Origin of the sequence: Niastella populi, assembly GCF_002078015.1 — a bacterium.
Classification (GTDB): Bacteria; Bacteroidota; Bacteroidia; order Chitinophagales; family Chitinophagaceae; genus Niastella; species Niastella populi.
Genome location: NZ_LWBP01000100.1, coordinates 108,259 through 120,313, shown reverse-complemented (window position 1 = coordinate 120,313; position 12,055 = coordinate 108,259). Strand labels below are relative to the sequence as shown.

Annotated in this window: 12 protein-coding genes; 6 read left to right on the top strand and 6 right to left on the bottom strand. The window is 45.5% G+C overall.

Annotation, left to right across the window (positions count from 1 at the left end):
- Positions 1–8: 8 nt before the first annotated feature.
- Positions 9–728, bottom strand: coding sequence for an acyl-CoA desaturase (locus A4R26_RS10520; protein WP_081163740.1), 720 nt, complete (start codon positions 726–728; stop codon positions 9–11).
- A 190-nt stretch (positions 729–918) separates the two neighbouring features.
- Positions 919–1,371: a cold-shock protein gene (locus A4R26_RS10515; RefSeq protein ID WP_081163739.1), complete on the bottom strand. Its 453-nt coding sequence runs from the start codon at positions 1,369–1,371 to the stop codon at positions 919–921.
- Positions 1,372–1,652: 281 nt separating this feature from the next.
- Between A4R26_RS10515 and ytxJ the strand changes: the two genes are divergently transcribed.
- The 6 genes from ytxJ to A4R26_RS10485 all read left to right on the top strand — a co-directional run bounded on the left by ytxJ (position 1,653) and on the right by A4R26_RS10485 (position 9,600).
- On the top strand, positions 1,653–2,006 hold the full coding sequence (gene ytxJ, locus A4R26_RS10510; RefSeq protein ID WP_081163738.1) for a bacillithiol system redox-active protein YtxJ: 354 nt from the start codon (positions 1,653–1,655) through the stop codon (positions 2,004–2,006).
- A gap of 139 nt (positions 2,007–2,145) precedes the next feature.
- Positions 2,146–2,901 carry a hypothetical protein gene (locus A4R26_RS10505; RefSeq protein WP_081163737.1) on the top strand — a complete coding sequence of 252 codons (756 nt, stop codon included), beginning with the start codon at positions 2,146–2,148 and terminating at the stop codon, positions 2,899–2,901.
- 663 nt (positions 2,902–3,564) lie between these two features.
- Positions 3,565–4,668, top strand: coding sequence for a DUF4856 domain-containing protein (locus tag A4R26_RS10500; protein WP_081163736.1), 1,104 nt, complete (start codon positions 3,565–3,567; stop codon positions 4,666–4,668).
- Positions 4,669–4,749: 81 nt separating this feature from the next.
- On the top strand, positions 4,750–5,874 hold the full coding sequence (locus A4R26_RS10495) for an imelysin family protein (protein ID WP_081163735.1): 1,125 nt from the start codon (positions 4,750–4,752) through the stop codon (positions 5,872–5,874).
- Entirely contained in the window at positions 5,861–7,210 is a 1,350-nt protein-coding gene (locus tag A4R26_RS10490) for an HTTM domain-containing protein (RefSeq protein ID WP_081163734.1), read from the top strand. Before A4R26_RS10495 ends, A4R26_RS10490 begins: the two co-directional genes overlap by 14 nt.
- Positions 7,207–9,600, top strand: a complete 2,394-nt coding sequence (locus A4R26_RS10485; RefSeq protein WP_081163733.1) for a TonB-dependent receptor — start codon at positions 7,207–7,209, stop codon at positions 9,598–9,600. The genes A4R26_RS10490 and A4R26_RS10485 overlap by 4 nt, the downstream gene beginning before the upstream one ends.
- 174 nt (positions 9,601–9,774) lie before the next feature.
- On the opposite strand, the gene A4R26_RS10480 is transcribed toward A4R26_RS10485, so the two are convergent.
- From A4R26_RS10480 to A4R26_RS35825, 4 genes are all read right to left on the bottom strand, one after another.
- On the bottom strand, positions 9,775–10,191 hold the full coding sequence (locus A4R26_RS10480; protein ID WP_081163732.1) for an SH3 domain-containing protein: 417 nt from the start codon (positions 10,189–10,191) through the stop codon (positions 9,775–9,777).
- A 12-nt stretch (positions 10,192–10,203) separates the two neighbouring features.
- Positions 10,204–10,572: a BON domain-containing protein gene (locus A4R26_RS10475; RefSeq protein ID WP_107685818.1), complete on the bottom strand. Its 369-nt coding sequence runs from the start codon at positions 10,570–10,572 to the stop codon at positions 10,204–10,206.
- 41 nt (positions 10,573–10,613) lie between these two features.
- A complete protein-coding gene (locus A4R26_RS10470) occupies positions 10,614–11,327 on the bottom strand; it encodes a TerB family tellurite resistance protein (protein ID WP_081163730.1) in 714 nt (237 codons plus the stop codon).
- Between the two features lie 270 nt (positions 11,328–11,597).
- Complete coding sequence (locus tag A4R26_RS35825) at positions 11,598–11,726, bottom strand: hypothetical protein (RefSeq protein ID WP_278248416.1); 129 nt, start codon at positions 11,724–11,726, stop codon at positions 11,598–11,600.
- Positions 11,727–12,055 lie beyond the last annotated feature (329 nt).

Genomic DNA, 12,055 nt, shown 5'->3' with positions numbered 1-12,055 from the left:
GGGTAGTATTACAGTTTTATGATACGGCACCAGGCTAAAAAACGTATTACATGAAACACCGGATCTATTTCGTGCCAGCGTTTGCCAAAATTGATAGATGATGGTTGTTTATGGTGATTGTTATGATAAGCCTCTCCCAGCATCAACAGATCAACAGATATCAGGTTTTGGGAAGTGTTCTTCAATCTGAAATTTATGTAACCATATTTATGGGCGAACCAGTTGATGATAGCTCCGTGAAAAGCGCCCATTGACATTACGACCGGCAATAACAATAACAGCCAAAGTGTTGGCGTAAGGAAAATGAACAGTAACGTGTACCCTGCGGCCCATAAAAGCCTTGAAAATGTACTGTGGGCCCATTTGTCGAACAGGGGCCAGTCGGGAATGTTTTTTGTAAAACGTTCCTCGATCGTTATTTTTCCTTTGAATATGGCGCTGTAAATATTCCGCGTACGCCACATCATGCTGAAAATGTTTTTTGAATAACTGGGTGAATGCGGGTCTTTATCTGTATCGGTGTAAGCGTGGTGCATCCGATGCATGATGGCATATGCCCTTGGGCTCATATACGAAGAGCCCTGTGCCAGGTAAGTAAATAAAAAAAATACGCGTTCCCAGAACTTGTTCATGGTGAACGCGCCGTGTGCCGCATACCTGTGCTGGAAGAACGTTTGAAAAAATAACGACAAATACCATAACCCCACTAATACAATAATTAATGCCATGACAATTTTCGGTTGAATTAAAATAGAGAATGTGGAAACTGATTTTTACAAGTCCACTTGAATTGTGAGATGAAGTGGGGGAATGAAAGAAACTATTTACAAATTCTGAAAGTGTAAGATAAACATTAAGGTGTTAACAAAAGCACAATCCCGCCAGGGATGACAGTATACACCTGGCGGTAAATTATAGTTAGATCTTTATGATGTTCACTGCGCCTGGTCCCTTGAGACTATTTTCGATCTCGTATTGTACCCGGTCATTTTCATTGATAATTCCGGAAAGGTTGCTGTTGTGTAAGAATATCCGTTGTTTGCTTTCATCGTCATTGATGAAGCCAAAACCCTTGACGTGATTATAATAAGTGACAACGCCTGTTCTTTTTGCTTCCTTTTGTCTTTGTTCAAGCTTGGGAACGCTTACATGTATTTCTTCCTGGTTGAAGACACGCTTCTTTCGTGGATCTGGTGGAGTAGCTGAAATATTTCCGTTTTCATCGAGGTAGGCGATCATGTCGTTAAGGGATTTGCCGCCCTTTTCTTTGTTCTGCTTCCGCTCCTGCATCTTCTCCCTCTTTTCCTGTTGTTTTCTGGCTTTTTGTTTTTCTCTTTCTCTTTTGTTAGTTGTCTCCTGAGATTTACCCATATTTTTTTAAAATTTAACTCTGATCCGGACATAGATTTTACTGCCGGTAAATAAAGAGAAGCATTATTATAGCTAATATTATCTATCAGAGGTGGTGAAAGAAATGTTAATGTGCAGACCTGCTTCTGGTGAAGGTAACACAATTTATCGGGTATTTTAGGTTTATTTAAGCAGGCATCGTATCTGCCTGATTACAGGCGCATAAGCTTTGCCATTTACAGCGCTGTGACAATGGCAGGCGGCGTTTCTGATAATTTCTACTTATTGCGTATTTTTGCACCATGAATAGTTGGAAAAGCGTAACTGAGAAAGAGCACTTCTATACCCTTTTGGAAAACTCTGCAGATAAGCCGCAGATCATTTTCAAAGACAGTACTTCCTGTGGCATCAGCGCCCATGCTAAATATCGCCTCGAACTGGGTTTCGATGATCACATAGCAGGCAAGGCCGATTTTCATTACCTCGATCTGTTGTCTTTTCGTCCCATCTCTAACCTGGTTGCCCAGGAGCTGAAGGTTACCCACCAGAGCCCGCAGATCATTTTGCTGAAAGATAAAAAGGTAGTTTATACCTCTTCGCATGCAGCCATCGATCCGAAGGTTATTGCGCGGCATTTGTCGAAGGCTGGTAGTTAATAGTAAATGGCTGGTAGGTGGCTATTACTACACTTATTGCCAAAACTGCACGAAAAAAGCCCTAAACGACACACTTATGGGTTGGCATGGTGCGTTATAGTTATTTTTTATAGTTTCGCACCGGTCAATCAAATTCCCTATGTTCCGAAAAGCAAAAGTATCAGCCCTTTCTTTGGTTATATCCCTGTTTGTACTCAATACCGCCTGTAAAAAAGAGTCGACCGGTGGCGTTAGCGGCCCCCAAAAGTTAACAACCTATACCGAAGACATCACCGCAGTGGGAATTGGTCATGTAGTGGAAAAATTTAATGTAAGCTATGACGGCCAGGGCCGTATTACCAGTGTAATATCGGTTAACAAACCCGGCCACCGCTACGTATACCAGTATGTCAACAATAATGCCTTTACTTACGAGCACATAGAAGATAACAAGGTTACGCTGCACCGCGACTATTTCATCGATGGTGAATTGGGAATGGTTGACAGTGTTTACCAGTATAACATCATGAAGGATACCATTGCGTTTAAGTACTTTTATGACAGTGACAACAGGCTCGTAAAACAAAAGGAATATATGCACTCTTACATCTTACCTCCTTTTGTATATAATATCATCAATTATGTGTATGATATAAATGGAACGCTTACAAGGAAAACAGAAAGTTCAGCCGAAACCACGTATCGCTATGATGCGGAATTTTTAAACACTGCCCGCTTGGAGCCCGATTATATTCCCGCGCCCGAAAAACTGCCTACACATACATATTCCACCCGTTTCAATGCAACCAAAACCATAGAGCACAGTTATACCTTCGATGATAAGAAAAGGCTTACCAGCGAAAAAACCGTAGCCAGCGATGGCAGGGTAATGGTGAAAAGTTATACCTATGAGTAAACCCGCATGGCGTTACCTATACAAGCCTGAAAGAACCGGATATTTCAACGATAAATGAGCATTTTTTACGCTGGAGACCAAAGCGAAATTCGGCTGTAATGCTTGCCGGATAACGTTTTTGCAAACCGCGCAACGGGTTTGGCATCATAAAATCTCAAAAAACCTGATTATGAGGGCGGAAACCGGCGCTGTACTTTTACATCATCAACAACGGTAGCACGGCAAGAAGCAAAGAAAGAGAAGAAAGCTACCACGAAGCGAAAGCTTCACCCAAATCAGATTTTACGTTTTTTTTCATATGGCAAGCAATCGTTAGAGGTCGGCTGTTTCTACAGAGGACCTTTTTTCTTTTATAGCCATCTCACACGCTCCCGGCCCCTGAAGGGGGATCCAACGCGCAGGGCTTAACGCCACGCTTTTCAGGCTACACGGCGCACGCCACCCGCTGCCATACGCAAGGCCGGGTTACTATTTAAAATAAATTTTACGTTCCCGGCAACCTCCGGTCTACATGCTGCGTAATACATCTCCTTTTTTACGATTATTATTTTTTGCTAATGTATTTCCCGATCGGGTAAATCGATTTCCCGTTCTCGAAACAACTTGCGGCGCCAGTCCTTTTGCTTTGCATGAAATTTAAAGTAACACCGAAACTAGTAACTCATGAAAAAAAGGACACTGACACTTACTGTAATTGTATGTTCTGTATTTGTTAGCGCTTGCGATAAAGACGATGATATTGCTCCCTACGATGTGCCTGGTTCTTACAACTTTAGCAATGCTGAGTTTGCCGAGGCCACTGCTTCCATCAATATGTGGCAGGGTTTCCAGTTCTACCTCGGCAGAAGCGCCAGCCGCCAGTTGAGCCAGGATACCGTAAACTACCTGTGGAACAACACCAACAATGGATTTACTAACGAGTTCATCACCAACCTGCCCAATACCGCGGTCCAACTGAATGCATCGGGGTTCAAACTGTCGACCAACACCGCCGACCCGGCTGTAATTAAGGCCATGGCCGATTCGATGGTGGTTGTAAGCCAGTTCTATAACACCGCAGGCGCCGAAGGCAAACCCGGCAAACAGGGCAGCCGCCTGTTCAATTTCGCAGGTTTTGAATACAACCAGGGTGTTGCCAAGGGAATGATGGGCGCACTGGCGCTGTCGAAAGTGAACGCCCACCTCGATGCGGCGGTTAATGCCGATAACAATACCGTAATGCCCGGAAAAGGCACGGCCATGGAACATGAGTGGGATCTGGCATTCGGCTATGTGGGCATCCCCGCCAATTACGATACTACAAAATCATATGCGGGCACAGATCCGGAAAGACCGCTGGCCATCGGCGGCTATTTTGCCGAAAGGGGAAAATATATCAAAGCCGGCGGCATCATTTTCGAAGCATTCCGCAAAGGCCGTGCTGCCATTGCCGCAAAGGATTATAAAGTACGCGACGCGGCCAGTGCCACCATTAAAGAATACCTCGAAAAAACACTGGCCGCCGCCTGTTACTATTACGTAACAAGCCCGCAGGCAAAAACCGATAAAGTAGCCCAGTTACACGAACTGTCGGAAGGCTGCGGTTTTATCGTTGCGTTGAAACACCGCGCTTCAACCAGCAAACTCTCCGCATCCAATTATCAAACCCTGGTTGGTATCCTGGGATTGAATCAGAATCTGTATGCGCTTATCAACGATGCCAGTTTCACCAAACTGAAACAGGTACAACAGATCCTCACTACAACCTATGGCCAGTTGCAACCATAATATAGTTGTTAACCAATAGAACTAAGCTCCCGGTGTATTGCCGGGAGTTTACTCATTTTATAAAGGGTATAAAAACATCACATGAAAAGGTCACTTCTACTCTCGTTCCTGGCTGCTGTAGCGTTAACAGCAGGCATTTTTTGCAGCAAAGGCGGCGATGACGGGGGCGATGCCGATAACGGTTTCGATAAAACCGGTATGCTCACCCACTATGCCGATGAGCTCATTCTTCCTGCCTATAGATCGCTGCAGGAAAAAGTGAACAGTTTCGAAACGCTCGCCAACACCTTCCTCACTACGCGGAATACGGCCAACCAGCAGGCCCTGCTCGATGCATATAAACAATTGCATCTTCAGTTCACCAGGGTAGAGGCATTCAATTTTGGTCCGGCCGTAGTTGCCGCATTGGATGTGTACCTGAATTTTAACGGCGGGCTCGATTATAATTTCAATACCAACGGCGAACTGACCGGTTTTTCTATCGACAGCACAACCATCGAAAACAATATCGGTTCCGGCAATTATGACCTTACCCAATACGTGCGCAACACATTTTATGCGCAGGGTTTTGCCGCCATCAATTATCTTTTCTTTGGCCCCAACGCCATTCAAAAGTTCGACGCCAACTCCGCCGCCCGGGTCAAATATGCAAAAGATGTGGTAAGCCGGCTGAAGTTACTGGTCGATAAAGTGAACAACGACTGGATGGCCTACCGCGCGGATTTCATAAGCAACACAAAAACCAATGTGGGCAGCCCCATCGGTAATATGATCAACAACCTCGCTTATTACCTCGATGTACTTAAGGGCCCGCGTATCGGCTGGCCGTTTGGCAAACAGTCGAACGGCACCGCTTTCCCTACGAAAGTGGAAGCGTATTTCGCGGGTAATTCATCGGCGCTGGCACAGGAAAGCGTTCGGAACCTGAAAAAGATCTTTACAGGCGGCGGCAGCGGTAAAGGTTTTTCCGATTACCTGGTTGCGCTGAAAAAACAGGACCTCGCCGGCCAGGTAACTGCCCAGTTCGATATGGTGATCTCCAAACTGGAAGCATTGCCCGATCCGTTATCGGCAACAATTACCAATGCGCCTTCGAACGTGGAAGCGGCCTATAAGGAAATTCAAAAGCTGCTCACATTGATAAAAACGGATGTGGCATCGGCTACAGGCGTTCAAATTACATTCATGGATAATGATGGCGATTAACACGCAACGTTGGGAGCAACCTGTGCCCATTGCGCCACTCGTTACTTTCCGCATCACCTTCGGCTTACTGATGTTTTTCAGTACCCTTCGTTTCTGGTGGCGCGGCTGGGTAGATGCGGTGTATGTTTCGCCCAACTTTCATTTTACTTATTGGGGGTTTGAATGGGTGCAACCTTTTGGAAAACCAGGCATGTACCTGGTGTTTTCCATTATAACCCTGGCCGCATTGCTGATCGCCGCCGGGTTGTTTTACCGGGTGGCGGCTGTACTGTTTTTCATTTGCTTTACCTATGTAGAATTAATTGACGTAACCACCTACCTGAACCATTACTATTTTATCAGCCTGGTGGCTTTTATTATGATCTGGCTGCCGGCCAATCGTTCTTACTCGATAGATGTTTTTATAAAACCCGTCAGTAAAAGGTTATACGTTCCAGCGTGGACGATCGGCATCATTCGTTTCCAGATGGGCATTGTTTATTTTTTTGCCGGCCTTGCCAAGCTGAACACCGATTGGCTCATTCATGCACAACCGATGACAACCTGGCTGCCGGCCAAAAGCCATCTTCCGCTGGTAGGTCCGTTATTGTACAAAGAATGGGTGGCCTACCTGTTCTCCTGGTTTGGGGCCCTCTACGATCTGTTCATTGTTTTCTTCCTGCTGAATAAAAGAACAAGGCCCGTAGCGTATTGTTTTGTATTGATCTTTCATATTGCCACCGCCATCTTCTTCCCGGGCATAGGTATGTTCCCGTATGTAATGATCGTAAGCAGCCTGATCTTTTTTTCAGCGCCCTTTCATCAGCGCTTGTTATCCCTGTTGCCCGGTTATAAACAGGAAGATGCGCCTTCAACGGCATATTCATTTACTTATAAGAAATGGCTGTACGGTACAATGCTGGTGTATATATTCTTTCAATGCATTGTGCCCTTCAGGTATTTGTTATACCCCGATCATTTGTTCTGGAGCGAAGAAGGGTATCGCTTTTCCTGGCGCGTAATGCTGATGGAAAAAGCGGGCGCGGCTTATTTTACCGTAAAAGACAAAACCGGAAAACAGTTTTATGAGGTGAACAATGCCGAGTTCCTTACGCCATTGCAGGAAAAAATGATGAGCACCCAGCCCGATATGATCCTGAAGTATGCGCATTACCTCGCCGGCGTTTATGAAAAAAGAGGAATAGCGCAACCCAGGGTGTATGGGGAAGTATATGTATCGCTAAATGGCGCCGGCTCGCGCCTGTTTATAGATTCCAGCGTAAACCTGGCGGCGGAGCCGTTCAGCTGGAAACATTATCATTGGATATTACCGTATAAAACAGAGAGACTGAAATGAAAATATTGTTTTGTTTTGTTACAGGCATGATTTGTATGACGACGGTTGTGGCGCAGCGTTCCTTTACTATCAGCGGAACGGTGAGCATACAAAATGAACCGGCTGAACAGGCCACTGTAATATTATTACCGCAGGGTATTCAGCGCGTCACGAACGAGAATGGTTTCTTCAGGTTTGCGAAACTGGATACCGGCGTATATGAATTAAAGATCACCTATGTGGGACATGCCGCGCAAACAATAGCTGTGCGCATTACCGGTAAGAACGAGAACCTGCAGATTGCATTGGCGCCTGCAACCAGCCTTGAAGATGTAATTGTAGCCGGTAAAAAGAATGAGAACATCTCAGGCAAACTGCAGGATGTTTCGGGTACAGCCATCTATGCAGGCAAAAAAACGGAACTGATCAATTTAAAAAATATCAATGCCAACCTGGCAACCAATAATACCCGGCAGATCTATGCGCGCATACCGGGGTTGAATATCTGGGAATACGATCATGGCGGTTTACAGTTAGGCATCGGTGGGCGTGGGTTAAGCCCGAACCGCTCATCGAATTTCAATATCCGCCAGAACGGGTACGATATCAGCGCCGATGCATTGGGTTACCCAGAAAGTTACTATACCCCATCAACGGAAGCGCTCGACCGCATAGAGATCGTACGCGGCGCGGCCAGTTTGCAATACGGTCCACAGTTTGGCGGACTGGTTAATTTTGTAATGAAAGAAGGGCCAAAGAAGGAGCGGGTGCGCTTCACTACCAGGCAAACATTTGGTTCATTCGGTTTCTTCAATTCATTTAACAGTGTTGGCGGCACCATTGCCAACAACAGACTGAATTACTATACCTTTTATCAATATAAGAAAGGGGATAGCTGGCGGCCCAACAGCCACTACGATCAGCACAATGCCTATGTTCACCTGGCATATAACCTTACGCCAAAGTTTAAGGTCACGGGCGAATACACGCTCATGAAATACCTGGCGCAGCAACCCGGCGGCTTAACCGACGAGCAGTTTAAGGAAGATGCTTCGGTTTCGGTAAGAGCGCGCAACTGGTTTAAGGTGAACTGGAACCTGATCAACCTTACGCTCGATTATCAGTTCAACGAGCATACGCGTTTGAACTGGCGCAACTACACCTTACAGGGCGGGCGCGATGCGTTGGGGATGCTCACGTATATTAATCGTCCCGATAATGGCGGTAACCGCGACCTGTTATCCGATACGTATGATAATTACGCATCGGAGCTGCGCTTCATACATGATTATAATCTTTTTGGTAAACAAAATACTTTTTTGATCGGTGGCCGGTGGTACAAGGGGTTAACCGACCGTAAGCAGGGCCGGGCCAATGATGGCAGCGGCGCCGATTTCGACTTCATTGGGGAAGAACCCGATGCTTCCGCTTTCCGGTTTCCCGGAAATAACCTTGCCTTTTTTGCTGAGCATGTTTTCAGGATAACACCGCGCTGGAGCATTACGCCCGGTATTCGTTTTGAACATATCGATACAAAGGCCGACGGGTATTACTATAAGCGGAACATTTTTATTGCCGATGAAAAGATCATGGAAGAAAAAACAAACCCGCGTTCATTTGTGCTGCTGGGTTTTGGCAGTGCCTTTAAGTTTAAGAATAGCATCGAACTGTACGCCAATATTTCGCAGAACTACCGCTCTATCAATTTCAACGATATACGGGTGGTGAATGCTAATGCCAAAGTTGACCCTGCGCTGAAAGACGAAGATGGGTTCAATATCGATGCGGGGTTCAGGGGGAATTATAAAGGCTGGCTGTATGCCGATGTAAGCGTGTTCATGCTGAAATACAATAACCGCATCGGTTCTGTATTTACCCGCGATACCAGTTTTATGACCTACCGGCTGCGCACCAACGTAAGCGATAGCCGCAATGTCGGCGCCGAGATCCTGCTCGATGGCGATATTTTAAAAGCGATAAGGGCTAACTCGCGATACAAATTGAATGTGTATACCAGCTTTTCATTGATTGATGCGCGGTATATCAATACAAAGAATACCGCTATTGCCGATAAACTGGTTGAGAATGTGCCGCCCGTGGTATTCAGAAGCGGTATAAGTTTCAGTGATCCGCATTTCAATATTTCATTCCAGTATGCGTACCAGGCCAAACAGTACTCCGATGCCACGAACACCGAAACAACGCCAACGGCGGTAGATGGCGCCATTCCTGCCTTTAGTGTAATGGACCTCAGTGTAAGTTATAAATGGCGGCATTTCACGGTATATACCGGCATCAATAACCTGGCCGATGAAAAATATTTCACCCGCCGGGCCGATGGCTATCCCGGCCCCGGTATAATACCTGCCGACAAACGGAACGGGTATGTGACCGTACAGTTTAGTTTGTGATGTACAGTAGCCGTTGAGAAATTATTCCGGTATCCACAACTGTTTCCAGTTTGGCGCCTTGTTGCGCCATTTCAAGCGCCATGCCTTTCCAACGCCGCTGGAAGCGCCGGTGATCACGATGGTCTTTGTATTCATCTTCCTGCATATTATTCCTTATTCCTGTATTGAATCATATTAAGCCTGCTCAAGGTATTGTGAGTAAACATATCCTTCAGCGCCGCTGTCGGTTCGTATAAACGACCACTGGTCGTTCGTTTTGTTGATCACGGTTACAATTTCATGATGCGCCGCTTTGCCAACGATCTGTTGGTCAGTTCCCGGTCCCTTCCTGATATTCAGGTTCGATTTTTCGGTAACGACCTTCGCTTTTGTGCCTTCCGTAATTTTTGCATTTACATCCAGCACCAGGTCGCCCGCCCTGAAATCGGGGTCTATCCTATTGTAAATATTCCACAGGTTGTCCTTTGTTTTTGCATCGGGCGCTTCGCCGGTGATATGCAAAACATTATTTTGTTCGCTCACCTGCAGGTTTTGAACGCCTGCGCTTTTGGCGTTATCTATGAGCTCTTTGTATTTATCCTGCAATGCCATGATAACCTCCTTTTATTTAATTGACAGGTTATTGTTCACTTTTTTAGGATTCAGCGCCTGTACCCTTTGCATCAGTTTAGGCAGCTGGTCTCTTTCGATAGAGCCGGTAAGCGTTACTTCGCCATTGTTAACTGTTGCCGTTACATTGGGATAGTCTTTTATTGCATCCCGTAACTGATCTTCGTTCACTGTCATTGAATCGGTAGTAGTCGTTATAGGGGATGTCGCTGTTGATGTATCGCCGGTTACATCGCGGCCGGTATTTTCAGTTGACGTAGCGTCAATGCTTTTGTCTTCTTCCTTTCCCTTACAGGAGAATGTAAACAACGCAGCCAGTAACATAAATGTCATTACAGTTCCCTTCATTGTAGGTAGTGTCATAGTTGAAGTTTTAAAACTTTACATTGAAATATTATAAAAGGTTAGAAACGTCTGCCCAGTATTCTTCCCAATAATCCGCCTGAATTCCTGAAGCCTCTGCCGCCGCTGAGCATACCTATAATGGAGCCAAGCCCGGCACCACCTATTAAACCGCCCATACCGCCTAACATTCCGGTGCTGCGTCCTCTTCTGCGCATGGCGCCCGATACAATGCTGCCGAGGATGATCGGTCCCGCAATGCCCAGCAAACCTTTCATCAGGCTGTTCGAGTTGATGCCTGCATTTTTTAATTTATCGTTTAAACCCAGTGACGACAAAAACGACGGGCTGGCTTTTTCTTCCGCAGGAACATCTTTGGCGGCTGCTTTGTCGGTAAATTCATTGAGAAGGGAAAATTGATTTTGATCAACGCCCAGGTATTGCGAGATCTCTTTTACTTTTTGTTGTTCTTCTTCAGCATAATGATTATCGGCTTTTGCAAAAGCGATTATGTCTGTTACCAAAGCGTATTTAAGCTCACTGTTCTTTAAGATATCGAGGCATTTTTTCAATTCATCGCCGCTTAATTCGCTGGCGGCCCGAACTACCGCATCTTTTTGTTGCGCTGAAATGCCGGCGGCATCGCACAACGTAACAATGTATTGCATCTCTTCTTCAGATGCAGCCCGATCTGCGGTAGCGATGGAAGCCACTGCGCCCAGGTACGCTCCTTTTTCCTGGTCGCGATAGCCTTCCAGCACATGTGTGTTCTCCATATGGAAGATTTCTTACATGTGCTCTAATTTTCATGCCACTGGTTGACTTTACCTTATTACAGGGTTTGTTGTTTGCACTTTGTGTGTTCAAAATGTTTCCGGGTATGAAATATAACTATGCCGGAATGCAGGCGATAATTGAAAACAAAAAATTATATAGGGAATTTTACGTGCTGGAGACCACTGGCAAAATCGGCTGAAAGTATTGCCGGGCAAAGGTTTTGTGTTTCGTGAAATGGCTTTGCGATCATAAAACAGGCAAAAAGCTAATTATGAAAGTGAAGAGCGGCGCTGTACTTTTACATCATCAACAACGGTAGCAAGGTAAGAAGCAAAGAAAGAGAGGAAACTACCACGAAGCAACGCTTCACTCAAATCAGATTTTACGTTTTTTTTCATATGGCAAGCAATCGTTAGAGGTCGGCTGTTTCTACAGAGGACCTTTTTTCTTTTATAGCCACCTCACGCCCCCCGGCCCTCATTAACCGCTTCCCGATAAAATTTTTTAAAAAAAGTACAGATCCCTTTAGTCAAAGAGGTCTGTTTAGTTGTTTTAATAGTACACTAATTAGTACTTTAACTGAAGCCCCGATGTGTCTACACCGGGGCTTTCTTTTTTAGCAAAGTTCTTTAGCTGCTTATTTCCGGTGTAACCTGGTTGCTTGCCACTCATAATCAATGCTTTGTGGATTAATAATTACCGGCAATTTCCCGCCTTGCTATACTTT

Bases quoted from the DNA above. Each gene is read 5' to 3' on its own strand.
- ytxJ (WP_081163738.1), top strand. From the start codon at position 1,653: ATGAATAGTTGGAAAAGCGTAACTGAGAAAGAGCACTTCTATACCCTT.
- A4R26_RS10520 (WP_081163740.1), bottom strand. From the start codon at position 728: ATGGCATTAATTATTGTATTAGTGGGGTTATGGTATTTGTCGTTATTT.
- A4R26_RS10500 (WP_081163736.1), top strand. From the start codon at position 3,565: ATGAAAAAAAGGACACTGACACTTACTGTAATTGTATGTTCTGTATTT.
- A4R26_RS10475 (WP_107685818.1), bottom strand. From the start codon at position 10,572: ATGACACTACCTACAATGAAGGGAACTGTAATGACATTTATGTTACTG.
- A4R26_RS10495 (WP_081163735.1), top strand. From the start codon at position 4,750: ATGAAAAGGTCACTTCTACTCTCGTTCCTGGCTGCTGTAGCGTTAACA.
- A4R26_RS10485 (WP_081163733.1), top strand. From the start codon at position 7,207: ATGAAAATATTGTTTTGTTTTGTTACAGGCATGATTTGTATGACGACG.
- A4R26_RS10515 (WP_081163739.1), bottom strand. From the start codon at position 1,371: ATGGGTAAATCTCAGGAGACAACTAACAAAAGAGAAAGAGAAAAACAA.
- A4R26_RS10490 (WP_081163734.1), top strand. From the start codon at position 5,861: ATGATGGCGATTAACACGCAACGTTGGGAGCAACCTGTGCCCATTGCG.
- A4R26_RS35825 (WP_278248416.1), bottom strand. From the start codon at position 11,726: ATGAAAAAAAACGTAAAATCTGATTTGAGTGAAGCGTTGCTTCGTGGT.
- A4R26_RS10470 (WP_081163730.1), bottom strand. From the start codon at position 11,327: ATGGAGAACACACATGTGCTGGAAGGCTATCGCGACCAGGAAAAAGGA.
- A4R26_RS10480 (WP_081163732.1), bottom strand. From the start codon at position 10,191: ATGGCATTGCAGGATAAATACAAAGAGCTCATAGATAACGCCAAAAGC.
- A4R26_RS10505 (WP_081163737.1), top strand. From the start codon at position 2,146: ATGTTCCGAAAAGCAAAAGTATCAGCCCTTTCTTTGGTTATATCCCTG.